This is a genomic window from Bradyrhizobium sp. Kon10, from assembly GCF_055807395.1.
Map to the genome: position 1 here is coordinate 65,290 of NZ_JBVVOZ010000023.1, position 22,814 is coordinate 88,103.

21 protein-coding genes and 2 tRNA genes are annotated in these 22,814 nt (G+C 65.8%); 16 read left to right on the plus strand and 7 right to left on the minus strand.

Features of this window, described 5'->3' with window-relative positions; all coding sequences use genetic code 11:
* Window positions 1-374 precede the first annotated feature (374 nt).
* The gene (locus tag AC0L2O_RS26495) at window positions 375-1,544 is read left to right on the plus strand and encodes a DNA topoisomerase IB (protein ID WP_369720083.1); all 1,170 of its coding nucleotides are present in this window, start codon (window positions 375-377) and stop codon (window positions 1,542-1,544) included.
* An 11-nt stretch (window positions 1,545-1,555) separates the two neighbouring features.
* Here AC0L2O_RS26495 and AC0L2O_RS26500 read toward each other — a convergent pair whose 3' ends face one another.
* Window positions 1,556-2,011 carry an SRPBCC family protein gene (locus AC0L2O_RS26500; RefSeq protein WP_369720082.1) on the minus strand — a complete coding sequence of 152 codons (456 nt, stop codon included), beginning with the start codon at window positions 2,009-2,011 and terminating at the stop codon, window positions 1,556-1,558.
* Between the two features lie 115 nt (window positions 2,012-2,126).
* On the opposite strand from AC0L2O_RS26500, the gene AC0L2O_RS26505 reads away from it, so the two are divergent.
* Window positions 2,127-3,221: an adenylate/guanylate cyclase domain-containing protein gene (locus AC0L2O_RS26505; protein ID WP_473371778.1), complete on the plus strand. Its 1,095-nt coding sequence runs from the start codon at window positions 2,127-2,129 to the stop codon at window positions 3,219-3,221.
* A gap of 87 nt (window positions 3,222-3,308) precedes the next feature.
* Here AC0L2O_RS26505 and AC0L2O_RS26510 read toward each other — a convergent pair whose 3' ends face one another.
* The 3 genes from AC0L2O_RS26510 to tsaD all read right to left on the minus strand — a co-directional run bounded on the left by AC0L2O_RS26510 (window position 3,309) and on the right by tsaD (window position 5,890).
* Window positions 3,309-3,722, minus strand: coding sequence for an EVE domain-containing protein (locus AC0L2O_RS26510; protein WP_369726577.1), 414 nt, complete (start codon window positions 3,720-3,722; stop codon window positions 3,309-3,311).
* A gap of 111 nt (window positions 3,723-3,833) precedes the next feature.
* Window positions 3,834-4,814 carry an NAD(P)H-dependent glycerol-3-phosphate dehydrogenase gene (locus tag AC0L2O_RS26515; RefSeq protein WP_473371779.1) on the minus strand — a complete coding sequence of 327 codons (981 nt, stop codon included), beginning with the start codon at window positions 4,812-4,814 and terminating at the stop codon, window positions 3,834-3,836.
* Window positions 4,815-4,816: 2 nt separating this feature from the next.
* Complete coding sequence (gene tsaD, locus AC0L2O_RS26520) at window positions 4,817-5,890, minus strand: tRNA (adenosine(37)-N6)-threonylcarbamoyltransferase complex transferase subunit TsaD (RefSeq protein WP_473371780.1); 1,074 nt, start codon at window positions 5,888-5,890, stop codon at window positions 4,817-4,819.
* Between the two features lie 135 nt (window positions 5,891-6,025).
* Here tsaD and AC0L2O_RS26525 point away from each other — a divergent pair, with 135 nt between their 5' ends.
* From AC0L2O_RS26525 to AC0L2O_RS26540, 4 genes are all read left to right on the plus strand, one after another.
* Entirely contained in the window at window positions 6,026-6,772 is a 747-nt protein-coding gene (locus tag AC0L2O_RS26525) for a uroporphyrinogen-III synthase (RefSeq protein WP_473371781.1), read from the plus strand.
* Between the two features lie 64 nt (window positions 6,773-6,836).
* Complete coding sequence (locus AC0L2O_RS26530; protein WP_473371782.1) at window positions 6,837-8,102, plus strand: COG4223 family protein; 1,266 nt, start codon at window positions 6,837-6,839, stop codon at window positions 8,100-8,102.
* A gap of 36 nt (window positions 8,103-8,138) precedes the next feature.
* The gene (locus AC0L2O_RS26535; protein ID WP_473371783.1) at window positions 8,139-9,872 is read left to right on the plus strand and encodes a heme biosynthesis HemY N-terminal domain-containing protein; all 1,734 of its coding nucleotides are present in this window, start codon (window positions 8,139-8,141) and stop codon (window positions 9,870-9,872) included.
* 99 nt (window positions 9,873-9,971) lie between these two features.
* Window positions 9,972-10,047: transfer RNA gene (locus tag AC0L2O_RS26540), tRNA-Thr, on the plus strand.
* Window positions 10,048-10,239: 192 nt separating this feature from the next.
* Here AC0L2O_RS26540 and AC0L2O_RS26545 read toward each other — a convergent pair.
* A complete protein-coding gene (locus AC0L2O_RS26545; RefSeq protein ID WP_473371784.1) occupies window positions 10,240-11,286 on the minus strand; it encodes a polysaccharide deacetylase family protein in 1,047 nt (348 codons plus the stop codon).
* A 252-nt stretch (window positions 11,287-11,538) separates the two neighbouring features.
* Between AC0L2O_RS26545 and AC0L2O_RS26550 the strand changes: the two genes are divergently transcribed.
* The gene (locus tag AC0L2O_RS26550; protein WP_409191236.1) at window positions 11,539-11,832 is read left to right on the plus strand and encodes a hypothetical protein; all 294 of its coding nucleotides are present in this window, start codon (window positions 11,539-11,541) and stop codon (window positions 11,830-11,832) included.
* Window positions 11,833-11,993: 161 nt separating this feature from the next.
* Window positions 11,994-12,206 carry a cysteine rich repeat-containing protein gene (locus tag AC0L2O_RS26555; protein WP_369720047.1) on the plus strand — a complete coding sequence of 71 codons (213 nt, stop codon included), beginning with the start codon at window positions 11,994-11,996 and terminating at the stop codon, window positions 12,204-12,206.
* Window positions 12,207-12,370: 164 nt separating this feature from the next.
* Here the strand turns inward: AC0L2O_RS26555 and AC0L2O_RS26560 are convergent, their stop codons facing one another.
* Complete coding sequence (locus AC0L2O_RS26560; RefSeq protein WP_473371785.1) at window positions 12,371-14,059, minus strand: MFS transporter; 1,689 nt, start codon at window positions 14,057-14,059, stop codon at window positions 12,371-12,373.
* A gap of 137 nt (window positions 14,060-14,196) precedes the next feature.
* Between AC0L2O_RS26560 and AC0L2O_RS26565 the strand changes: the two genes are divergently transcribed.
* From AC0L2O_RS26565 to AC0L2O_RS26595, 7 genes are all read left to right on the plus strand, one after another.
* Window positions 14,197-15,567: a hydrolase gene (locus tag AC0L2O_RS26565; protein ID WP_473371786.1), complete on the plus strand. Its 1,371-nt coding sequence runs from the start codon at window positions 14,197-14,199 to the stop codon at window positions 15,565-15,567.
* A 48-nt stretch (window positions 15,568-15,615) separates the two neighbouring features.
* Window positions 15,616-16,983: a cytochrome P450 gene (locus tag AC0L2O_RS26570; RefSeq protein ID WP_473371787.1), complete on the plus strand. Its 1,368-nt coding sequence runs from the start codon at window positions 15,616-15,618 to the stop codon at window positions 16,981-16,983.
* A 50-nt stretch (window positions 16,984-17,033) separates the two neighbouring features.
* Window positions 17,034-18,443 (plus strand): adenylate/guanylate cyclase domain-containing protein, encoded by a 1,410-nt coding sequence (locus AC0L2O_RS26575; protein WP_369720043.1) that lies wholly within the window; start codon window positions 17,034-17,036, stop codon window positions 18,441-18,443.
* 291 nt (window positions 18,444-18,734) lie between these two features.
* Complete coding sequence (locus AC0L2O_RS26580; protein WP_409191231.1) at window positions 18,735-19,223, plus strand: tellurite resistance TerB family protein; 489 nt, start codon at window positions 18,735-18,737, stop codon at window positions 19,221-19,223.
* A gap of 231 nt (window positions 19,224-19,454) precedes the next feature.
* A complete protein-coding gene (locus AC0L2O_RS26585; protein WP_473371788.1) occupies window positions 19,455-20,234 on the plus strand; it encodes an SDR family NAD(P)-dependent oxidoreductase in 780 nt (259 codons plus the stop codon).
* Between the two features lie 158 nt (window positions 20,235-20,392).
* Window positions 20,393-21,196 (plus strand): glutamine amidotransferase, encoded by an 804-nt coding sequence (locus AC0L2O_RS26590; protein WP_473371789.1) that lies wholly within the window; start codon window positions 20,393-20,395, stop codon window positions 21,194-21,196.
* A gap of 98 nt (window positions 21,197-21,294) precedes the next feature.
* Window positions 21,295-22,107, plus strand: a complete 813-nt coding sequence (locus tag AC0L2O_RS26595; protein WP_473371790.1) for an enoyl-CoA hydratase — start codon at window positions 21,295-21,297, stop codon at window positions 22,105-22,107.
* Between the two features lie 115 nt (window positions 22,108-22,222).
* On the opposite strand, the gene AC0L2O_RS26600 is transcribed toward AC0L2O_RS26595, so the two are convergent.
* Window positions 22,223-22,298 (minus strand) — tRNA-Ala (locus AC0L2O_RS26600).
* A 186-nt stretch (window positions 22,299-22,484) separates the two neighbouring features.
* Here AC0L2O_RS26600 and AC0L2O_RS26605 point away from each other — a divergent pair.
* Window positions 22,485-22,775 (plus strand): YggT family protein, encoded by a 291-nt coding sequence (locus tag AC0L2O_RS26605; RefSeq protein ID WP_092232626.1) that lies wholly within the window; start codon window positions 22,485-22,487, stop codon window positions 22,773-22,775.
* Window positions 22,776-22,814 lie beyond the last annotated feature (39 nt).

Here is a 22,814-nt window from a genome sequence, read left to right on the forward strand (position 1 = left end):
ACGCTAGCGACGAGCAAGCCGACTTGATCGTTGAACCGATTATGCGTCGGGCTAACCGGGCCCGACAAGGACCACAAGCTGGACCTTCGGTGAGCAGCCGGCCATGCGCAGGATCAAGCCGCCCGGCCCGGCTGTCGCAGATCTGAAACAGGCCACGCCCAGCCCTTTGGCTCTTTACCCAAATCTCCAGAACAGTCGGCGCAGGGCCCCTATGCGCCGCCCGGAGGTACTTGGAAACCGTCTCTCACTGATTCGGGACTCGCAATGCCGTTCGGAACACCCTAAGTGGCTAACCCGGGTCGCAAGAGACCCCTTGGAACAAAGATCAGAACAGCGGCATTGACCGATAACAGGCAGGGCTAAGGCATAAGACTATGATGGATCAGCAGAATCTCGGGACGATACAGCCCGCTTCAGCCGATCCCACCGCTATTGCGCTGGCCAAAGCCCTCGGACAATGGCCTAAACCGGCCGCTTCGGGCCGTCTCAGCCCCAAAAAGACTTTCGACACGGCGCCCGCGACTTCCGTTGAGGCAATCGCCAAGGAGCTGGGCCTGCGCCTCGGCGACCAGAACGAGCTCAAAATCCGGCGCATCAAGCGCGGCAAGGGCTACTCTTTCGTCCGGCCCAACGGCGCTCATATCCGCGACCGCCGCACCATCCGCCGTCTGCATTCCATGGCGGTTCCGCCGGCCTATCGCGAGGTGCGCTATTCGGCCGATCCGAGTTCGCATCTCCAGGCAGTGGGGCGCGATGCCGCAGGCCGGCTGCAATATCGTTATCATGCGGATTGGGAAAAGGTCCGCGAGCACCGCAAGGCGCATCGCCTGGAAAAGCTCGTCGGCGCGCTGCCAAAGATCCGGCGCAAGGTCTCGGCGTTCCTGTCCGGTGACGAGCCGACGCGCGAGTTCGCGCTCTCGGCCGTGATCGAGTTGATCGCGCGCACCGCGATCCGCCCGGGCAACGAATCCTATGCCCGCCTCAACGGCACCCGCGGCGCCACCACGCTGCTGAAGTCCAACGTCTTGCTGGAAGACGACTGCCTTGTCCTGACCTTCAAGGCGAAAGGTGGCAAGGCGGTGCGCAAGGAATGCGACGCGGCCAAGCTGGTGCGCGCCATCGGCATCCTCAACGGCGTGCCCGGCAAGCGCATGTTCCAGTATCGCGATGCCTCGGGCATCGTGCGGGCCGTGAACACCACGCAGGTGAACGCGTTCCTGCGCGAGATCGCCGGCATCAAGATTTCGCTGAAGGACTTTCGCACGCTGATGGCTTCCGCCGTTGTCGTGGAATCCCTGTCGCGGATCACGCCGGCGACCAGCCAGCGCGGCCGCAAGAAGCAGGTGCTGGACGCGATCCGCGCCGCCGCCGACAAGCTCTCCAACACGCCGGCGATCTGCCGCAAGAGCTACGTGCACGACACCATCGTCACTGCCTTCGAGGACGGTATCCTCGAACGCTTCGCCGCGACCATGAAGGGCCAGCGCTCGCAGGCGCGGCGCGAGCAGCTTTTGCAGCAAGTGGTGGCGACCGCGGCAGTTTGAGCCGCGCCTCGCTATGCCTTGTCGGAAACACCCTTGTCGGGACCAGGATCGCTGCCGGCGGCGGCGCTCGTGAGCCGTCCCAGATAGTGCGCCCAACCCTTTGCGTGTGCGGCGGCCTGCTCTTCGGTCGGCAACCCGCTATGGGTCATGCGCAGCAGCGTGCCGCCGTCGCGCTCGATCAGGTCGATCTCGATCAGGCTCGAGCCGGGCGGCACTTCCTGACCGCCCTCCCAGCCGAACGTGTAGGCCAGGCGATGTACCGGCACGACCTCGCGGAAGGCGCCGCGCGCGGCGATGCCGCGCGGGCCGATGCCCTTGAGCAAATAGAGCCCGCCGGGATGCGGCTCCGTGGTGGCGTCCGAGCCCATCCAGCTCAGGATCTTTTCCGGGTCGGTGAGATAGGCGAAGACGGTGGCACGCGGGGCGGAAATCTGGGTCTCGCGTCGCACTATGAACGGGTCGGTCATCGGCGATCATCCCTGGGCTGACACTGGCACATGGCGGCGCCTAAGCGGGCCGTCAAGACGGCCCGTGAAGGATTGGCCGTGACAAAGCCGGCCCATCTTCGCCATCATCAGACACATGCAACTCTCCCCGACCCTTGCCTGGCTTGTCGATGCCGCCGCGGATTGCCTCGGGGCCGACCGCCTGCTTGCGGAACTCGGCGCGCATCCGGTCGCCGACGGCGTGCCGCTTGCGGCAGGCAGCCTGACGCTGGAGGTGCCGCACCCGCTGATCGCAAAGCGGACCTGGCTGTGGCGCGCGGAGAACGGCCAGGTCATCGAAGCGCTCGGCTTTGCACCGGGCGGACTTGCGCCCGACCCCCCGAGCGACGCCGGGCGCCGCTGGCTGCGCGATATCGCGCGCGGCGAGGTGCATGAAGACGTCGTCGGACGGCCCGATGGGCCGTCGCTCGGCTGGATCGGGCCGCGTCCGTTTACGGTAGGCGAGATCGAGCAATTGCGCCAGGCCGCGCGCTTTGCCGCGACGCCGCTTGCCGTGCTCGCCGCGCGCGCCACGTTGCGCGCTACACTGGATGCCTATCTGGGCAAGCGCAGCGCGGAGCGGGTGCTGGCGGCACCCTTGCGGCGCGACCTCGGCGAAACCATCCAGGCCGCACTGCTCTATGCGGATTTGCGCAACTTCACGCGCTTGTCGGATACCAATCCGCCGGCCGATGTCATCGCGGCGCTCGACGCCTGGTTCGATCGTATTGCCGGCGCGGTTCACGCCTTCGGCGGCGAGGTGCTGAAATTCATCGGCGATGGTGTGCTGGCGATCTTCCCGGTGGTGGAGGCGTCGCCGCGGCAGGCATGTGAAGCCGCTTTGCGTGCGGCCTCGGCTGCCAGGGCCGGAATGGCTCATCTCAATGAGGAGCGCCGAAGCCGCGGCCTGCCGCCGCTGTCGTTCGGCGCCGCGCTTCATCTCGGCGAGATGCTGTGGGGCAATATCGGCGCCGCCAACCGGCTGGACTTCACGGCGATCGGCCCCGCCGTCAATCTCGCCAGCCGGCTCGAGGGATTGTGCAAACCGCTTGGCCAGACCGTGCTGGTCTCCGGCGCGCTGGCCGCCGAGAGCGACATGCCTCTGATGGCGCTCGGACAGCATCCGCTGCGGGGCATCGCTTCGCCATGTGAGGTCTTTGCGCTGCCGGAGAAACAAGCTCCGATGTCGTAGCCCGGATGGAGCGGAGCGTAGTCCGGGATCGTGCCACATGAAGATTTTCCCGGATTGCGCTGCGCTCCATCCGGGCTACGGCAGCAACTACATCCCGCCCATTTTGCAGACCAGCTTCCACTCCTCGGCCGTCACCGGCTGCACCGACAGGCGCGAATACTTCACCAGCGCCATGTCCGCGAGCTTCTTGTCGGCCTTGATCGCGGCCATCGTCACCGGCGTCTTCAATGGCTTGTCAGCCTTGATATCGACGCAGACGAACTTGCCGGTCTTGTCGGTCGGGTCGGGATAGGCTTCCTTGACGATCTCCGCGATGCCGACGATCTCCTTGCCCTCGTTGGAATGATAGAAGAACGCCTTGTCGCCCTTCTTCATGGCGACCAGATTCTGGCGCGCAGTGAAATTGCGCACGCCAGTCCAGGCTTCGCCCTTGGCGCCCTTTGCCACCTGCTGGTCCCAGGACCACACCGACGGTTCGGATTTCACCAGCCAGTAGTTCATTGCGCGTCCTTGTCCATTCGTCGCGGCCGGGGTTCGTCCGGCCATCCACGTCTCAGTTGTTCAATATCAAACCGTGGATGCCCGCGACAAGCGCGGGCTTGACGGAAGATGTCATTCCTCGGCCTTGAAGGGACGCGTCAATAGCCCTTCGATCGCGGCGTCGATCGTGCTCCTGCCGCTCAGGATCGCCGCAACGGCGTCCGATACCGGCATCTCGATGTTGTGCGAAGCGGCGAGCTCGATCAACACCGGCGCGGTGAACTCGCCTTCCGCAAGCTTGCCGGCAGGCGGCTGCTCGCCGCGGCCGAGCGCAAGACCGAGCGCAAAATTGCGCGATTGCGGGCTCGAGCAGGTCAGGATCAGATCGCCGAGGCCGGACAGTCCGGCGAGTGTCTCGCTGCGCGCGCCGAGCGCGCGGCCAAGGCGTGTCAGCTCGGCGAAGCCGCGCGTGGTCAACGCCGCTTGTGCCGAGGCGCCGAGCTTGCGTCCGACCGCGATGCCAACCGCGATCGCCAGCACGTTCTTGGCCGCGCCGCCGATCTCGACGCCGCGGATGTCGGTGGAGTGATAGGGCCGGAAGGTCGCCGAGCCCAGCGCCTGCACCAGGCTGCTGGCGAGCGCATCATCGGTCGCCGCCAGCGTCACCGCCGTCGGCAGGCCGCGCGCGACGTCGTCGGCGAAGCTCGGGCCTGACAGGATCGCCGGCTGCGCGTGAGGCGCGGCTTCGGCGATCACGTCGGTCATGAACTTGTGCGTGCCGTGCTCGATGCCCTTGGCGCAGGCCACGACCGGCACCGGCTTTGCGATGTGCGAGGCCAGCAGGTTGACCGCACCGCGCAGATGCTGCGCCGGCGTTGCGATCAGCAGCATGTCCGCGCGCGCGGCCAGGGCGAGCTCGTGCGTCACGGCGATCTCCGGCGCCAAGCGCACGCCGGCCAGCCGCGGATTGTCACGGGTTGTCGCAATTCGCGCGGCATGTTCCGCATTGCGCGCCCACAGCGTGACGTTCCGCCCGGCTCGCGCTGCGACCGTCGCCAGCGCCGTGCCCCAGGCGCCCGCGCCGATCACCGCGACGGAGTGGAATTCCGCCATCGTTAAAATCCCGCCCGCGTGTTGCCGTAGCCTGCCGGTGCCGTGGCGTTGGCGTCGAGCAGCCAGCGCGCGCGGGGCTGGGCTTCCAGCGTGTCGGTCATGCCGAGCGCGAGGCGTTCGGCGCCGGCCCAGGCGATCATCGCGCCATTGTCGGTGCAGAGCGACGGCGGCGGCATGATCAGTTGCGTCTGCGCTTTCGTGGCAACGTCGCATAGCGCGCCGCGGATTGCCTGATTGGCGGCGACGCCGCCCGCGGCGACCAGCGCATGTGGCGCGCCGAACTGCTCGCGGAAAAGCCTGAGCCCCACGCTCAGGCGGTCCGCCGTCGAGTCCAGCACGGCGGCCTGGAAGCTGGCGCAGAGGTCGTCGGTGTCCTGCGGCGTCATCTCGGTGATCCGGCTCGCTTCATTGCGCACTGCCGTCTTCAATCCCGACAGCGAGAAATTGGCATCGGGGCGTCCCTGCATCGGCCGCGGAAAGGCAAAGCGCGTGGCGTCGCCGTTTGCCGCCGCGCGCTCGACCTGCGGGCCGCCGGGATAGGGCAGGCCCAGCATCTTCGCGACCTTGTCGAAGGCCTCGCCGATGGCATCGTCAACGGTGGTGCCGAGCCGCACATATTGGCCGACACCGGTGACTGCGACGATCTGGGTGTGGCCGCCGGAGGCGAGAAACAGGCAATAGGGAAATGCGACTCCGTCGGTCAGCCGCGGCGTCAGCGCGTGGGCTTCGAGATGGTTCACGGCGACCAGCGGTGTGTCATGCACCATCGCGATCGCCTTCGCGGTGGTGAGCCCGACGATGACGCCGCCGATCAGCCCCGGGCCGGCGGCTGCCGCCACGCCATTGAGCTGCGCGTAGTCGATGCCGGCCTCGTGCATGGCGCGGTCGATGATGCCGTCGAGCACGTCGACATGGGCGCGCGCGGCGATCTCCGGCACGACCCCGCCGAAACGGGCGTGCTCCTCGACCTGAGATCGCACGATATTGGACAGGATCTTGCCACGGCCATCGGGTGCGCGCTCGATCACGGCCGCCGCGGTCTCGTCGCAGGTGGTTTCGATGCCGAGTACCAGCATTGGCGAATCGTTATCCAATTTGCGCCCTTGCGCTCATATGTAAACCAGAGTTCTGGTAGGTCCGGTAGCATTCCGGGGTCGTCTTGCGCAATTGCCGTGAAACGTCCCCACTCCTCGGCCCTGGGAACAGAAGCGATGTCCATTCTTGTCACACGGCCACATCCGGACAATGTGGCATCTGCGGAGGCCCTGCGGGCGCGGGGGCATGCGGTGCTGCTTGCGCCGCTGCTGAAGTTCGAGCCGGTCGCCTTCCATCACGAGAGCGAGGCCGCGTACGGCGCCATCGTCGTCACGTCGGCGAATGCGATCCGCGCCATCGCGGCGCTGTTGCCGGATCTCGATCTGTTGAAGCTGCCGCTGTTCGCCGTCGGCGAGCACACCGCCGCTGCGGCGCGCGACGCCGGCTTTGCCGAGGTGATTGTCGCCGAAGGTGATGCCGCGGCCTTGCGCGACAAGGTGATGCAGGGCGCGCGCGACAAGCGCGTGAAGAAGAAGAGCACGCTGCTTTATCTGGCGGGTGCGGATCTGTCGCGCGATCTCGGCGGCGAACTCGGCGCCGAGGGATTTAACGTGGTGACGCAGACGACCTATCGCATGGCGCCCGTCAAGCACTTGCCGCGCGAGGTCTGCGAGGGTTTTGCTTCCCACGGTATAAGAGCGGTGCTGCACTATTCCCGGCGCAGCGCGCGGGCGTTCCTGGAGGCGGCGCGGGACGAAGGCGTCGAGATTTCGGCGCTGGCGATCCCGCAATGCTGCCTGTCCGAGACGGTTGCCGCTGTGCTGCGCGAGGCCGGCGCCGCGCAGGTCGCGGTTGCGGCGACGCCGGACGAAAATGCCTTGTTTGAGACCTTGGAGCGTGCTTTGCGGGCCCGTTTGGCGTAAGAGGACGGGCCGAATCCGGCGCAAGCGGGCTCGCCCCGGTACGTAAGTGTGAGGAACCGTCACGATGGCCGACGACAAGCCTGAAGACGCAGGATTGGCCCCCGAGTCTGGCCGTGCCAAGCGCGCGCCCCCGACCATCGACCTCGAGGCGACCGAAGTCTCCACCCAGCCGCAGGACGCGGCCGGCGAGCCGGAGGTGCAACGATCGGCCGAGCAGGCAATGTCCGAGCAGGCCAGTGTCGAGGAAACCAAGGTTGAGGAAACCAAGCCTGAGGAAATCAAGCCTGAGCCGGAGCGCGTCGAGGCGCAGGCCGCGGTTGCGCCCGCAGCCATCTCTCCCTGGATCATTGCGCCATTTTCCGGTGCCGTCGCAGCGGCGGTTGTGATCGCGGTCGGCTGGATGCTGGGCTGGCCCGCGGTCCAGGCGCCACCGGCCGCGCCGCAAGTGACAAGCGCGACGGTCGACGCACTGAACGGTCGCGTTGCCGCAGTCGAAGCCAAGGCCGGCAAGCCCACCGCCGATCCGGCAGTGACGGCGCGGCTCGACGCCCTGGAGAAATCCGTCGGCACCCTGCGCAGCGACATCGCCAATCTGCGCGCGCAGTCCGACAAGGTCACGAGTGCATTGAACGATGCGAAATCCGCGCCGCGCGATGCGGCTGGTTCATCCGAGCTCGCCGCGCTCAACGATCGCATTTCCCAGCTCGAGCGCGCCAGCACCAACGCACGCGCCGAGCTCGCCCAGCAGGGTGAGAAGATCGCCGACGCAAAGGTGATGGACGACAAGCCGTTGCGCTATGTGGTCGCCGCCACCCTGCTCGACGTCGCGGTGCGCCACAACGATCCTTACGAGGCGCAACTCTCCGCCGCGCGCTCGCTCGCAGCCAAGCCCGAACTTCTGAAGCCGCTCGATGTGTTCGCGTCGACCGGCATCCCGACGCCGGTCGCGTTGAGCCGCGAGCTCCTCAACATCGTGCCGAAGCTGTCGCCGCCGGCGGAAGCCCCAAGCAGCAACGCCGGCATCGTCGAGCGCCTTCAGGCGGGAGCGTCAAAACTCGTCCGCATCGAGCGCACGGATGGCGTCGGCAACGATCGCGGCGCCATCGTGGCACGGGCCACGTCGGCGGCGCTGCGCAACGATTTTGTCGAGGCACGGCGCGAACTGAAGACGCTGCCGGAGGCCGAGCGTGCGCCGGCGCAGGCCTGGCTCGACAAGGCCGATGCCCGCGATGCCGCGCTCGCGGCCTCCCGCAAATTCGCCGACGATGCCATGGCCGGTCTCGCCAAAGCCGATCTCGCCAAGCCCGATCTCGTCAAGTCTGCTCAATAAGATTCGCGCAACCAGTCGCGCGTATTAGGGATCGCCATGCTACGCATCGTCCTCTTCCTCGTTCTGATTGCGCTTGCAGGCGCCGGCGCGGCCTGGGTTGCAGACCAGCCCGGCGACGTCGTGATGACCTGGGGCGGTTTCCGGGCGTCACCGAGTATTCCAGTGTTCGCGCTCGGCCTCGGCATATTCGCCGTCGCGATCATCTTGGTCTGGAGCATCCTGACCACGATCTGGCGCACGCCAAGGCGGCTGCGCCGCCGCCGTCACGAGAAGCGCCACGCGCGGGGCCGTCACGCCATCACCCACGGCCTGCTTGCGATTGGCCATGGCGATACCGCCCTCGCCCGCCGTCACGCCGATGCGGCGCGACGCCATGCGCCCGACGACCCGCTCGCGCTGCTGTTGCATGCGCAATCAGCCCAGCTCGACGGCAATCGCGAAGAGGCGCAGCGCGCCTTCCGCGCCATGGCCGAGCGCGAGGACACAAGGCTGCTCGGCCTGCGCGGCCTGTTCATCGAGGCGCAGCGCGCCGATGACGCGGTCGGCGCCGTGATGATCGCGGAGGAAGCGATCAAGCTGTCACCGTCGTCGACCTGGGCCTCGCACGCGGTGCTCGGCTTCCGTTGCGCGCGCGGCGACTGGAGCGGCGCGCTCGCGATCCTCGATTCGAATCTGTCCGCCGGCCTGATCGACAAGCAGGCCTATCGCCGCCAGCGCGGCGTGCTGCTCACGGCGCGCGCGCTGGAATTGGAAACCATGGACCGCGACCTCGCGCGCGAGAGCGTGATGGAGGCGATCAAGCTCGCCCCGACGCTGGTGCCGGCGGCCGTGCTCGCCGCGAAGTTCGAGAGCGAGGCGCATCAGGTGCGCCGCGCCATGAAGCTGGTGGAGGCGGCCTGGCTCGCCAATCCGCATCCGGATCTTGCGGACGCCTATGCGCATGTGAAGCTCGGCGATGCCGCACGACAGCGCTTGCAGCGGGTCGAGACGCTCGCGGCGAAAACGCCTGCCGACAGGCCCGGCCGCGTCGAAGGCCAGCTCGCGATCGCGCGCGCCGCGATCGATGCCTCGGAATTCGCCCGTGCACGCGAGGTGCTCGCGCCTTACGTCAATGATCCGACCCAGCGCGTGGCGCTGTTGATGGCCGAGATCGAGCGCACCGAGCATGGCGACGGCGGCCGTGCCCGCGCCTGGACGTTGCGCGCGGTGCGCGCCCGCCACGATCCGGCCTGGACCGCGGACGGTTACGTCAGCGACCGCTGGCGTCCGGTGTCTCCGGTCACCGGCCGCCTCGATGCCTTCCAGTGGCAGACGCCGGTCGCGAGCCTGCCATCCGATAAGGGCCCCATGATCGAATCCTCGGCGTTCGAGGAAGCCATGCTCGCCGCCCCGCCGCCCAAGCGGGTGACGGCGTCCGAGAGCCCGGCGGAGCCGGCCGCCGCCGAACCGGTCCCGGCCGCTCAGGACAATTCCCCCCCGGTCGCGGAAGTGCTCGGGGCGGCGCCCGCTGAGCCCGTCAACCCGACCCCGGAGCCCGCCGAATCATCGCCACCGGCAGCAACACCGGTGTTCCGGACCCGCGCCGATCTCGGCAAGCCCGCGCCGGCGCCGATCCCTGCCGTCATCCCGATCGTCCGCGCGCCGGACGACCCCGGGATCGATGACGAGGGTCCGAGCGATGAATTTGCGGAACAAATCGGCGCGCCCCGGGTCCACGGAAAGGTCCAGGCCGGCGGTTGGCGCGGATTCTGGTCCCGCTGGGGCGCCTGAGCCGCATTTCGGACCCGGCTTGTCCTTGCCAATTCGGGCCATGCCCGATATCAGGAGCGCGCGTATCGGGGCCCGGCTTCGCCGGTCCCGCCAGGGTCCGCCGCAATAGCTCAGCTGGTAGAGCACGTCATTCGTAATGACGGGGTCGGGGGTTCGAGTCCCTCTTGCGGCACCAGCGCTCGCTTTCACTCGATCGTTGCGGCCAGCCGTCTTCGCCGCGGCAGCCAGCTCGCGTGCGCGTCGCGCTCGGCGCCGCTATTAGCATCCCGGGCATCCGCGTCTTCAGTCTCGATTCAAAAACGACAATGGCCGGGACAAGCCCGGCCATGACGCAAATGGGTGAAGCGGTTCGCTCCGATTGGTCGCGCTATTGCGAAACCGTCTGCACCACGCTTCCGATCGGACGCGCGCTCGAGGTCGGCACCTTCATCTCTTTCAGCAGCGCTTCGTCATATTCCGGCAGCGATTGGAAGGTGGTCTTGGCCTTGATCTGCACGACCTTGTAGCCGCCGGCCTTCAGGCGCGCGAGCAGCGTCGGCAGCGCTTCGCCGGTGTGCTTCTGGAAGTCGTGCATCAGGATGATGCCCTTGCCGAGCTTGTCGAGCTTGGTCATCACGGTCTCGACGATCTTCTCCGGCGTGGCGCCCTTCCTGAAGTCGAAGGAATCCAGATCGGTCGACCACATCGCGACGTTGCGGGTGCCGAGATAGGTCACCATCGCCGGATTGTGCTGAAGCTGCGGGAAGCGAAAGAACGGCGACGGCTCGGTGCCGAGCGCGAGCTTCACGGCGCTGAACCCCTTCTCGATCTCGTCCTTGGCCTGCTGCTCCGTCAACTTCTTGCTGTTGAGATTGAGGTGCGACCAGGTGTGCGCGCCGACCGTGTGGCCCTGGGCCAGCACCTGGCGCAGGATTTCCGGGTGGTAGGTCGCATGCTTGCCGACCGAGAAGAACAGACCCTTGGTGCATTCTTCCGCGAGCGCCTTCAGCACTGCGGGCGTGTTGACCGGCCAGGGACCATCGTCGAAGGTCAGCACGACCTCCTTGTCGGTGAGGAAGTCGAACTGCTTGAAAGTTTCGAAGCCGAAGCCGGGACCACCGGTGGTGTCGATCTCGACCACGCGAGACACGCCGAGCGCGTTCGGATTGGCGCAGGTCGATTTCTGCTGGACGGGGACGATCGCTGCGGCCGCAGGTGCCGGCGCCGGCGCTGCGGCGGCAGGCTTGCCCGCGAGCGCCGCGGTGGTCTCGACGTCATCCTTGGCGGCGAGCTTCGCCGGCAGTGGATCGGCGGCATGGGCCGCTGTTGTCTTGGGGGCGCCCTGGTCGGCGCGCGAGGAATAGAACAACCAACCTCCGGCGATCACGGCCGCCGCAAGGACACTGGCCAGCATCAGGCCCAACGCATTACGCATCGCTACTCTTTCCAAATACGCAACCAAACCAGCGGAATTTCCCGCGCGACGAGCCATTAATGCGAAGGAACAGTTAACGTGACACCAACACGACAGCGGTTGCGCAGGAATTTCAGCGAGGTGCGCCAAAGTGACCGACGTCACAGTCGCGGTGCGGCACGTGACCGTCATCACAGTGGAAACTGCTTTGCTGGAGCATTGTAGCTCCCATCAACAACGGGCCCGCTTCGGCGGTGCTAATGGGAGCTTCAAATGACCAAGTCCTTCTCTGCCAAGATCCGCGACACCAGCCTGGCCCTGGGCTTTGCGGCGATCGTCTCGATCGCGTCGACCAGCTCGAGCTTCGCCTTCTCGGCCGAAGCGCAGCAGATGTGCACCAGCGATGCCTTCCGCCTTTGCTCGTCGGAGATCCCCAACATCCCGAAGATCACTGCATGCATGGTGCAGCACCGCTCCGACCTGAGCGCCGGCTGCCGCGCGGTGATGGACAAGGATCTCGCCAAGGGCGCGTCGCGCAAGGTCGCTGACGCCCAGAGCGGTCAGTAAGGCGCGAGCAACTGATCCCGTTGAGCTCCCGAGCAATGTGCCCCGGCGTGATGCCGGGGCCATCCGGCGCGCCGATGCGCCCTGTCAATAAAGCCGTTGCGGCTCCGGCATCGCCGCTCTAGCTTCGCCCGCACATTGCTCCGGGCAAGAGGCATTACGCGATGACCAGATCAGCTTTTCTTTTTCCGTTGCTACTGTTTACAGCCAGCGCCTCCGCGCAGCAGCCCGGTCACGACGCCTGCGCGCGCGATGTCACGCGCTTCTGTCGCGCCGTCATGAACAATGGCGACGGCGCCGTGCTCGCCTGCCTGAAAGAGCATCGCGCCCGCCTGACCAAGGCCTGCGACAAGGTGCTGACGGATCACGGGCAGTAATTGTCATTGTCGTCCCGGCGAAGGCCGGGACCCATACCCCGTGATGCATCGATAAGGCGCGGCGAGCTGTACCGGGCGCGATCGCAACTTCGAGTTTTCGCCAAACTTCCGCTTGTGGCTATGGGTCCCGGCCTTCGCCGGGACGACGGCAGAGTGTTTGACTGCTACGTACTGCTCCCCGCCGCGGTCGCGACCACCGGCAGCACCTCGGCACCCGCACGATCCGGTGTCTCTTCCTTCCAGCGCACCGAGCCGAACGGACGCTCCAGCATACGGCGGATCCGCACCGGATCGGGGCCGATATGGAAATCGATCGCTCCCTGGTGCAACGCGCGTTCCGACTGTGTCGAGCGGTTGCGCTGGCGCAAATAATCGAACCAGGTCGGACAGTGATAGCGCTCGGTCCACAATTCGGGGTCGGCGATGTCGCGCGCGATCGACCAGCCATAGGCGCCGTTGCGCTGTCTGGAGAGCTGCACGTCCTGCATCACGTTGTGGAACGGGCGCGCGTTCTCCTGGCTGACGCGATATTCGATCTCGACCACCAGCGGCCCGCTGCGTCCGGTCAGCGATAGCTTGACTTCCGGATCGGCCAGCACCTCGGCGTCCTCGTTGCGGGCGCCGACGCGCGGCATCGCCAGCCAGATGCCCAGCAGCGGCGAGATCAGCATCAGTCCGGCTGCGACCAGCAGCGCGACCTCGACGCCGGCATAATCGGTGAGATGGCCCCAGCCCCAGGCACCGATCGCAATGCCGCCCGAAATCGAAGCCTGGAACGCCGCGAGCGATCGTCCCGCGACCCAGCGCGGCGCCGAGAGCTGCACGCCGATATTGAACAGCGCGACGGCCGCCATCCAGACCGCCCCGGCCAGCACAAGCGCCGCCGCCGTGAGCACGGGTTCGGTGCTCAAGGCAAGCGCACCCATCGCGAACGCCATCGAGATCGTGCAGGCGCGGATCGCGGATTCGCCGCTCATGCGCTTGCGCAGCTCGTGGATGTTGAGCGCGCCCACGACGGCGCCCATGCCGAAGGCGCCCAGCATGATACCGTAGGTCTGCGCGCCGCCGTGCAGCAGGTCGCGCGCGACCAGCGGCATCAGCGCCATCACGGCGCCGCCGCACAGGCCCATCACCAGCGTACGCAACAGCACGATCTTGATCGGCGGCGAATTGGTGATGTAACGGAAGCCCGAGACCATGGCGCGGTTGAGCTTTTCCCGCGGCAGACGCGAGGGCTCGGTGCTGCGCCGCCACAACAGCAAGACCACCAGCAGCGGCAAATAGAGGATCGCATTGCAGGCAAACGCAGCGACCGCGCCGGCAGAGGCGACGATGACACCGCCGATCGCCGGACCAAAACTGCGCGCGATGTTATAGCTGATGCCGTTCAACGCCACCGCCGAGGGCAGCGCATCCGGCGGCACCTGCTCGCTGACCGAGGATTGCCAGGCAGGCCCAAACAGCGCGTTGCCGCTGCCGACGATGAAGCAGAACGCCAGCAGCGTTCCCGGGCTGATGAGCTGGAACCAGGCGAGCAGCGTCAGCGCGGTCGCGCCGGTCAGCGCGATCGACAGCGCGATCAGCGTGACGATGCGGCGATCGTACATATCGGCGATGGCGCCGGCGGGCATCGAGATCAGCATGATCGGCAGCATCAATGCGGTCTGCACCAGCGCCACCTTGTCGGCGGAAGCCGCCATCTGTGTCATCGCCCAGGCTGCGCCCACGCCCTGGATCAGCAGGCCCAGATTGGACAGCAGGCTGGCGAGCCAGATGCGCCGGAATATCGTGTACTGCAAAGGCGCGGTGATGCCCTCGGCGGTCACTTTCTGGCGTTTCGGCTGCTCGGTCATATCCCCTTCCAAATCTTCCGGCAGAAATGGCTTAAATGATTCCGGCGCCTGCAGTGATGCCTGCGAAAGTCCTTCTCTGTCCAGTGGTTAGGCCGCTATAAGCGGTGCAAAGACGTGGTTTTACCGGTGAGGAACAGATGAAGCTATCACGACGGACGATCCTGCAAGGTGCAGGTGGCCTGGCTTTCGCGGTTGCGAACTTCCGGATGGATGCACGGGCGCAAACGTCGTCCGCGGCCGGAGGGTCCGAGGTGCCGCCCATCCTGTTCGTCCACGGCAACGGCGACTACGACGCGCTCTGGATCACGACGCTTTGGCGGATGGAATCCAACGGCATTGCGCATGATCGCATGATGGCGATCAACTTCACCAATCCCAACGCACGCACCGACGATACGGTCGAGCAGGCCGACCGTTCGTCCACCGAGGACCAGCGCCGTGAGCTGGCCGCCGCCATCGCCGAATTGAAGCGCCGCACCGGTGCGGCGCGTGTGGCGCTGGTCGGCAATTCGCGCGGCGGCTACGCCATCCGCAACGTCGTCAAGAACGGCGGCGGAGGCGATGTCAGCCACGCGGTCGTGTGCGGCACGCCCAATCACGGGGTCTTCGCGTTCGATGATCTGCTCGGCAGCGAGTTCAACGGACGCGGCGCCTTCTTGCGCGGCCTGAACGAGGGCGACAGCGAGGTGACGCCGGGCACGGCTTTCCTCACCATACGCAGCGACGGCATGGACAAATACGCGCAGTCCGACGGTCGCTTCTTGGGCAAGCCCGGCGTGCCGACCGGCATCACCGCCGAGGGGCCCGAACTGAAGGGCGCGACCAATCTCGTGCTCGGCGCGATCGACCATCGCGAGACGGCGTATCACCTGCGCGCCTTCCGCGAGATCTACAAATTCATCGCCGGCCGCGAGCCATCGCGCATTGCGATCGTGCCGGAACGGAGCGTCCGCCTCAGCGGATTGGTCACGGGCACGCCGGGCGGCGTGCCGACCAATCGCCCGGTCGCGGGCGCAACGGTCGAGGTATTCCAGGTTGATCGCGAAACCGGCGAGCGCAAGGGCGATGCGGTCTACCGCTCGACCACCGCGGCCGATGGCCGCTGGGGGCCGGCCGAGGTCGAGCCCACCTCGCCGCTCGAAATCGTCGTGACCTCGCCGGACGCGCCGACGACGCACCTCTATCGCTCGCCGTTCCCGCGCTCCTCCGACGTCGTGCATTTACGTGCCGCGCGCCCGTTCGGGCCGGCGGACAAGGATGCCGGATCGGTCATGATCATGTCGCGTCCGCGGGGCTATTTCGGCCTGCCGCGCGACACCGTTCTGTTCGACGGCCATGAGCCCGCCGACGTCAAGTCGGGCGTGCCCACGGATTCGACAGCAACCCTGCGCTTTCCGGCCAGCGAGGTCGGGCGTAGCGTCGTGGCCCAATTCAACGAAGAACGAATTGTGACACGCGTCTGGCCTGCCTCCGAGAACAGGATTGCGATTGCCGAGCTGACTTATTAGCTGTTGAGCTGCAAGCCTTGACTGCGAAGATAGCTGCGGGAGAGAGCCATGAACATCGCCAGCGTGCGTCGGCCCATCGTTCCTCCCAGCCCGCCGCGCGCACCGGACGACATGTCGTTCTTCGGCCGGCTGGCGGTGATCAGGCAGAACATGATCGCGACCTGGGGCCAGCGCGCCTATGAGGAAGAGATCATCCAGGGCCGCTTCTTCCTGCACAAGAGCTTCATCCTGAACCGCCCGGACGCGATCCGGCATGTCCTTCTCAGCAACTACGAGAACTACACGCGCACGCCCGCCGGCATCCGCATGCTGCGCCCCGTGCTCGGCGAAGGTCTCCTGATCGCGGAGGGCCACGCCTGGACGTTTCAGCGCCGGACGCTGGCGCCCGCCTTCACGCCGCGTGCCACGGCAAACCTGGTCCCGCACATGACGGCGGTGCTCGACGAGACCATTGCGAAACTCGACGCGCAAACCGGCGAGGCCGTCGATCTGCGCGAGATCATGCAGCGCATGACGCTCGAGATCGCCGGACGCACGATGTTCTCCTTCGGCATGGACCGGCACGGCCCGACCCTGCGCAACTTCGTCACGGAATATGGCGAGCGCCTGGGCCGGCCCTATTTCCTCGACATGCTGCTGCCGGTGTCCTGGCCGACCCCGATGGATCGTGCCCGTGCCCGCTTTCGCAAGCGCTGGACCGACTTTGTCGCGATGCTGATCGCCGAGCGGCGTGCGGCGGGCAAGAAGGACGGCGCGCCGCCGCAGGATCTGTTCGATCTCATGGACCAGGCGCGCGACCCTGAAACCGGCAAGGGTTTTTCCGACGCGCAGCTCGTCGACGAGGTCGCGACCATGATTCTCGCCGGTCACGAGACCACGGCAACCGCGTTGTTCTGGGCGCTGTATCTGCTCGCGCTCGATCCGGACACGCAGGAGGAGGTCGCCTCCGAGACCCGCGGCGAACACCTCGACAGCATGGCCGACATCGATCGCCAAAAATTCACCCGCGCCGTGATCGACGAGACCATGCGGCTCTATCCGCCGGCGTTCCTGATCGCCCGGGCCGCGCGCGACAAGGACGATGTGGCCGGCATTGCGGTCGGCAAGGGCGACGTCATCATGATCGCGCCGTGGCTCCTGCACCGGCACGAGAAATTGTGGGATCAGCCGAACGCATTCATTCCAAAACGCTTCATGTCCACGGAAGCGCCGGACCGCTTCGCCTATCTGCCGTTCGGTGCGGGCCCGCGCGTCTGCATCGGCGCGCCGTTTGCGCAAGCCGAATCGGTCCTGGCCCTGGCCCGGCTGATCGGCGCGTTCCGCGTCGAGCTGGTCGATGCCAATCCGGTCATTCCATGTGGCGTCGTCACGACCCAGCCGGACCACTCACCCATGTTCCGCATCACGCGTCGGTGACAGGCGATTGTCTGGCCAACGGCGTGATCCATCCTAGATAGAGTTACGCCATGAGCGACATCCAGGCCCAGCTTTCCGTTCTGAAGCAGACCGCCGACGCCGAGGTGGTCAACGCGATCCATCGCCTCATCGAGGACGGTGAGGATCACGAGCTCAACCGCGTCAACGTTCTCGACTTCTCCAGGCAGCACAATCTGGACGAAGAGCGGGCGATCTCCGCTTTCCTGCATTCGGCCCGGCTCGGGCTGTTCGATCTCGGCTGGAACGTGCTGTGTCCGGGCTGCGGCGGCGTGCTTGGGGCGCATTCGACCCTGAAGGCACTCAAGCCCGATGACTATCATTGTGCGCTGTGCGCCTGCGGTTACAAGGCATCCGTCGACGACCAGGTCGAGGTCTCCTTCACGGTGAATCCGCGCGTGCGGCGCATCGCGGCGCACGACCCCAACTCGCTTCCGGTGTGGGACTATTTCAAGCAGGTGTTCTGGAGTTCCGGCGTCGACTTCAACAAGGACTCGTTTGCGACGCTCGCCAACGAGGTGACGCTGGATACGTTCGAGCTGCCGGCCGGCGAGAAGGCGACCATGTCGCTGCAACTGCCGAACGACTTCATCATCATCTTCGAGCCGGTGACGCACGCGGCCCATTTCATCGACGTCCAGGGCGAACCGACCAAGGACCGCCAGCAGCTCGCCATCATGTACAACAGGGTTCAGGCTCCGACCGGGACCACGACCTTGCGGCCGGGCCCGCTGCGGCTGTCGCTGGAGAACCAGGCCGGCGTGCGCGTGCTGCCGGCGGTGTTCATCGCGGCCGAGGCGCTTCATCACCTGATCGGCAAGCGCAAGCCGTTCCTTACCGCCAAGCGCATGCTGTCGAACCAGACCTTTCGCGATGTCTTCAAGGCGGACAATCTCAGTCTCGACCAGCGGCTCCAGATCACCTCGCTGACCTTCCTGTTCACGGACCTCAAAGGCTCGACCGCGCTCTACGAGCGGGTCGGCGATCTCGCCGCCTTCGATCTCGTGCGCGCGCATTTCCATGCGCTGCTCGAGATCATCTCGTCCGAGAAGGGCGCGGTGGTGAAGACGATCGGCGATGCCGTGATGGCGACCTTTGTCCGTCCCGAGCATGCGATCGTCGCCGGCCTGCGGATGCGCGCGGCCATGGACGAGCTCAATAAGAAGCGCGGCACCGCCGATCTCATCGTCAAGATCGGCATCCATGAGGGCCCGTGCCTCGCGGTGATGCTCAACGAGCGGCAGGATTATTTCGGCCAGACCGTCAATATCGCGGCGCGCGTGCAGAGCCTGTCCACGGCGCGGGAGATCCACATCACGAGCCCGGTGCTGGATGAGCCCGCGGTTGCCGAGATCCTCAAGCAGCGCGAGATCACACCGATCCAGAAACAGGCGGCGCTGCGCGGCATCGCCGACAAGATGGTGGTGTACGAGATACCGTAAGGGGATGGGGCGATGCCGCAACATTCTCCGTCCTTGCGAGGAGCCCTTGCGACGGAGCAATCCAGACGGTCACTGCGAAGAGATTCTGGATTGCTTCGCTCCGCTCGCAATGACGGCAGTGGGAGGTTCGCGCCAAATCCCGCCGTCGAGCGCGGCAACCAATCTGCCCAGATTGCCGAAACGTAATGCACGCGCGGAACTGACGCACGTTGCGCTATCCGAGTTTCCCGCTCATATAATGGCTTGTAGCGGCCGCGCCTCAGGCGGCTTCATCGATTTCGGTAGGATCCTATGCTCGACGGCCTGCGCCAGTTCATCGCCGAGATTGTTGCCCCTCAAGCCGGGGAGCGCAGCTTCGGTGAAAGCGATTATCGGCTGGCGGCCACGGCGCTGCTGGTTCACGTGATTTCGCTGGACGGCCAGCCGACGCCGGCCGAGCAACGCAAGCTGCACAGCCTGATCGAGAGCCATTTCGGGCTCGATCGCGGCACCGCCGACCGGCTGATCGCGGACGCGACCCAGGTCGAGGGCGAAGCGGTCGACCTCTATCACTTCACCAGCGTCATCATGCGCTCGCTCGACGAACAGGGTCGCAAGCGCATCGTCCAGATGATGTGGGAGCTGGTCTATGCCGACGGCCAGGTCACGGAGTTCGAGGACAACGTCGTCTGGCGCGCCTCCGACCTGCTCGGAATCGCCCAGCGCGACCGGATCGATCTCAAGCATGCGGTCGCGGACCGCATCGGCGGTCAGGTCAAGGACGGGGCCATCAGCGGCTGATCCGTCCCAACACGGCGCATTGCCGGTTGTGCTGATCACATGACGAAACTTTAATGTAGCGCTCGCGCGCCTGGCTTTACGGATTCCCCTGTAAATCCGCAGTTTTTCCCGCTCTCCCCTTTGCCCGCTCAGGCGGCCATGCTGCCAGCGCCGCTTGCCTGTTCCGCGCGGCCTATGCTCTCGTTCCAGCCATTACGGGGCCAAAAAACTTCAATTCAAGAGACTTCGATCGTGACTGAGCGGGTAACGTTGATCACCGGTGCGTCGGCGGGCATAGGTACGGAGCTGGCGCGTGTGTTCGCCGCGAATGGACACCGTCTCGCGCTGACGGCGCGACGGGCGGACCGGCTGGAGGCGCTTGCGAGCGAGCTCGTCGCCAAGGGCGGCAAGAAGCCGATCGTGATCGCGTGCGATCTGCAGGACGGGGACGCTGGCGAAAAGATCGCGGCAGCGCTCGCCGCGGAAGGTGTCGAGCTCGATCATCTCGTCAATAATGCCGGCTTCGGCGTATTCGGCGATGCAATCGAGCGCGATCGCGCCGAGCAGGTCGGCATCGTCGATGTCAACGTCCGGGCCCTGACGGATCTGTCGCTGCGTTTCGCCGATCAACTCATCAGGAACAAGGGCGGCCTTCTCAATGTCGGATCGGTCGCCGGCTTTCTGCCCGGACCCGGCATGGCGGTTTACTACGCCTCCAAGGCGTATGTGATCTCCTTCACCGAGGCGTTGCGGGCGGAGCTCGCGCCACACGGCGTTCGCGTCACCGTGCTTTGCCCGGGTCCGGTGCCCACCGAATTCCAGGCGCGCGCTGGCGTTGGCTCCGGACACGATACCGCCGTCCTCAATGTTTCCGCCGCCGATGTTGCGCGCGAGGCCTATCGTGGGCTGATGGCAAACAAACGGGCAGTGCTGCCTGGTCTTGGCATCAAGCTTGTGCCGTTCGCGTTGCGTTTATTCCCGCGCGGCTTCATCCTGTCAGCCACAAGTTGGTTTCAGAGGCAAAGGCACTAAAGAAAGCCCGCGCGCCGGCATTGGCCCGGAGCTTGCTTTCCGTATCGGGAAGCTTGTGTGCGCGAACTCACACGAAATTAACCTTCGCTTAGTTATGCTGGCGGTCTGAACCGATAGCGCTTTGGCGAGAGCGCTTGGCGAGAGCAACTGGAAAGGCAATGTCGTTCCGGACGGACAGGTTTGGTGGCGCAGAATTGGTGCCTTTCCCGAAGCGAAGGGCCCTCGGCGCATCGGCTGCGAGTCCTGAAGCCCGGCTGCCGGTCCTCATCGTCCTGCACCAGGAATCCTCGACGCCCGGCCGCGTCGGCAATGCGTTGCGCGCGCTCGGCCATCGCCTCGACATCCGCAGGCCGCGCTTCGGCGATCCCCTGCCCGACACGCTCGAGCGGCACGCCGGCGCCGTCGTTTTCGGCGGCCCAATGAGCGCCAACGATTCCGACGACTACATCCGCCGCGAGATCGACTGGATCGACATTCCGCTTCGCGAACAACGGCCGTTCCTCGGCATCTGCCTTGGCGCGCAAATGCTCGCGATGCAGCTTGGTGCCCGCGTCGCGCCGCATCCGGCCGCGCTGACCCAGATCGGCTACTACCCGATCCGCCCGACCGCGGCGGGCCGTACGCTCTGCCCGAACTGGCCGGCGCAGGTCTATCACTGGCATCGGGAGGGATTTGGGCTGCCGGTCGGCGCGGAGCTGCTTGCGGAAGGCGATGATTTTCCGGTGCAGGCGTTTCGCACCGGCAATGCCTTTGGCCTCCAGTTTCACCCCGACGTGACCTACGCGATGATGCATTGCTGGACCACGCGCGGCTATGACGGCTTCAGCGCGCCCGGCGCACGGCAGCGGCATCATCATTTCGCGGACCGCGCCGTCTATGACGTAGCAGAACGCGCCTGGCTCGATCATTTCGTCGATGGCTGGCTGTCGCGCCGGCCGGTGCTGGCGCAAGCCGCCGAGTGATCGCGTCTTCGCGTAAGCCCTTGCCTCATCCCTGAATATGCTAGGCTTGCCGCCAACGAGCGCGCGCGAACACGCCGGCAAACAACAGGGAGAGCGCCATGGAATATGAACACATTCTCTATGACGTCGGCGACAAGATCGCGACCATCACGCTCAATCGTCCCGAACGAATGAATGCGTGGACGCCGGTGATGGAGCGCGACGTACGCCATGCGATGGAAGCGTCAAGCAAGAACGCTGATGTCCGCGTCATCGTGCTGACCGGCGCGGGCCGCGCCTTCTGCGCCGGCGCCGACATGGATGCGCTGAAGGGGCTCGATCCAAACGACATCAGGCGCGCCTCGAACCTGCCGCCGTTCGACATGAACAGGCGGCCGGACTGGCAGACGCGCTATGGCTTCTATCCGTCGATCGGAAAGCCGGTCATCGCGATGCTCAACGGCGCGACCGCCGGCATCGGTCTCGTGCATGCGCTCTATTGCGATTTGCGCTTTGCCGCTGATAACACCGTGTTCACGACCGCCTTCGCACGGCGCGGACTTATCGCCGAGCATGGAATCTCCTGGATGCTGCCGCATATCGTCGGCCATGCCAATGCGATGGATTTGCTGCTCTCGGCCCGGCGCGTGGGAAGCGAGGAGGCGTTGCGGATCGGGCTCGTGAACCGGCTCTGTGCGCCGGAGAAACTTCGCGAGGAGACCTATGCCTATGCGCGCGACCTCGCCGATTTCGTCTCGCCGAGCGCGATGGCCGTGATCAAGCGGCAGCTCTATGAGGTGCCGTTCCAGACGCTCAGCGAGGCGACCATCGAGGCCAATCGCGAGATGCTGGTCGCGCTCAATGGCAGTGATTTCCGGGAGGGTGTGGCAAGCTTCATGGAAAAGCGGCCGCCGAGGTTTACGGGGAGGTAGGGAGGAGAAATTCGGATGGAGCCCGCCGTCGCCCTGCGGGCTATGGCGGGGCAGCCTTCGCTCCCTTCGCTACGAGGGAGCTTGGCTGGCTTGCCTAGCCGAAGCTCGCGAAGGCTGGTGGAGCCAGGCGGGATCGAACCGCCGACCTCGTCATTGCGAACGACGCGCTCTCCCAGCTGAGCTATGGCCCCGTAGTAGGCCGCTCTGGTCAATGCGGCCGACAACCGGGCGCCATTTAAGTCCCCGCCAAGGTCAAGTCAAGGACGGGCGTAAGGGGGTTTTAGCCATCCTGGCGCCGACTTCCCTTGTTTGGGCTTGGGGGAACCGGTATCTAGCCATGACCATCCCACGGCACAGGCCCAGAGAGTGTTTCGCTGATGCGCCCGATCGTCTTCATCCTGATCCAGATCATCAATCTGTACATTTACCTGCTGATCGCATCGGCGATTTTGTCCTGGTTGATCGCGTTCAACGTCGTGAATACCCGCAACCAGTTTGTCGGAGCGATCGCGGAATTTCTCTATCGGATCACCGAACCGGTGCTCGGCCCTATCAGGCGCCGGCTGCCCAGCATGGGCGGCCTCGACATGTCTCCAATCGTCGCGTTCTTCGTGCTTTGGCTGATCCAGCTCTATCTCGCCGAGTACGTTTATCCCAACGTGCCCTAGACGCGGAACCGTGATGGAGCGTTGATGGAGCCGCGATCC

What these genes read in the sequence shown, in the direction of transcription:
- AC0L2O_RS26495 (WP_369720083.1), top strand. Translation starts at nt 375, where the DNA reads ATGATGGATCAGCAGAATCTCGGGACGATACAGCCCGCTTCAGCCGAT.
- AC0L2O_RS26500 (WP_369720082.1), bottom strand. Translation starts at nt 2,011, where the DNA reads ATGACCGACCCGTTCATAGTGCGACGCGAGACCCAGATTTCCGCCCCG.
- AC0L2O_RS26505 (WP_473371778.1), top strand. Translation starts at nt 2,127, where the DNA reads ATGCAACTCTCCCCGACCCTTGCCTGGCTTGTCGATGCCGCCGCGGAT.
- AC0L2O_RS26510 (WP_369726577.1), bottom strand. Translation starts at nt 3,722, where the DNA reads ATGAACTACTGGCTGGTGAAATCCGAACCGTCGGTGTGGTCCTGGGAC.
- AC0L2O_RS26515 (WP_473371779.1), bottom strand. Translation starts at nt 4,814, where the DNA reads ATGGCGGAATTCCACTCCGTCGCGGTGATCGGCGCGGGCGCCTGGGGC.
- tsaD (WP_473371780.1), bottom strand. Translation starts at nt 5,890, where the DNA reads ATGCTGGTACTCGGCATCGAAACCACCTGCGACGAGACCGCGGCGGCC.
- AC0L2O_RS26525 (WP_473371781.1), top strand. Translation starts at nt 6,026, where the DNA reads ATGTCCATTCTTGTCACACGGCCACATCCGGACAATGTGGCATCTGCG.
- AC0L2O_RS26530 (WP_473371782.1), top strand. Translation starts at nt 6,837, where the DNA reads ATGGCCGACGACAAGCCTGAAGACGCAGGATTGGCCCCCGAGTCTGGC.
- AC0L2O_RS26535 (WP_473371783.1), top strand. Translation starts at nt 8,139, where the DNA reads ATGCTACGCATCGTCCTCTTCCTCGTTCTGATTGCGCTTGCAGGCGCC.
- AC0L2O_RS26545 (WP_473371784.1), bottom strand. Translation starts at nt 11,286, where the DNA reads ATGCGTAATGCGTTGGGCCTGATGCTGGCCAGTGTCCTTGCGGCGGCC.
- AC0L2O_RS26550 (WP_409191236.1), top strand. Translation starts at nt 11,539, where the DNA reads ATGACCAAGTCCTTCTCTGCCAAGATCCGCGACACCAGCCTGGCCCTG.
- AC0L2O_RS26555 (WP_369720047.1), top strand. Translation starts at nt 11,994, where the DNA reads ATGACCAGATCAGCTTTTCTTTTTCCGTTGCTACTGTTTACAGCCAGC.
- AC0L2O_RS26560 (WP_473371785.1), bottom strand. Translation starts at nt 14,059, where the DNA reads ATGACCGAGCAGCCGAAACGCCAGAAAGTGACCGCCGAGGGCATCACC.
- AC0L2O_RS26565 (WP_473371786.1), top strand. Translation starts at nt 14,197, where the DNA reads ATGAAGCTATCACGACGGACGATCCTGCAAGGTGCAGGTGGCCTGGCT.
- AC0L2O_RS26570 (WP_473371787.1), top strand. Translation starts at nt 15,616, where the DNA reads ATGAACATCGCCAGCGTGCGTCGGCCCATCGTTCCTCCCAGCCCGCCG.
- AC0L2O_RS26575 (WP_369720043.1), top strand. Translation starts at nt 17,034, where the DNA reads ATGAGCGACATCCAGGCCCAGCTTTCCGTTCTGAAGCAGACCGCCGAC.
- AC0L2O_RS26580 (WP_409191231.1), top strand. Translation starts at nt 18,735, where the DNA reads ATGCTCGACGGCCTGCGCCAGTTCATCGCCGAGATTGTTGCCCCTCAA.
- AC0L2O_RS26590 (WP_473371789.1), top strand. Translation starts at nt 20,393, where the DNA reads ATGTCGTTCCGGACGGACAGGTTTGGTGGCGCAGAATTGGTGCCTTTC.
- AC0L2O_RS26595 (WP_473371790.1), top strand. Translation starts at nt 21,295, where the DNA reads ATGGAATATGAACACATTCTCTATGACGTCGGCGACAAGATCGCGACC.
- AC0L2O_RS26605 (WP_092232626.1), top strand. Translation starts at nt 22,485, where the DNA reads ATGCGCCCGATCGTCTTCATCCTGATCCAGATCATCAATCTGTACATT.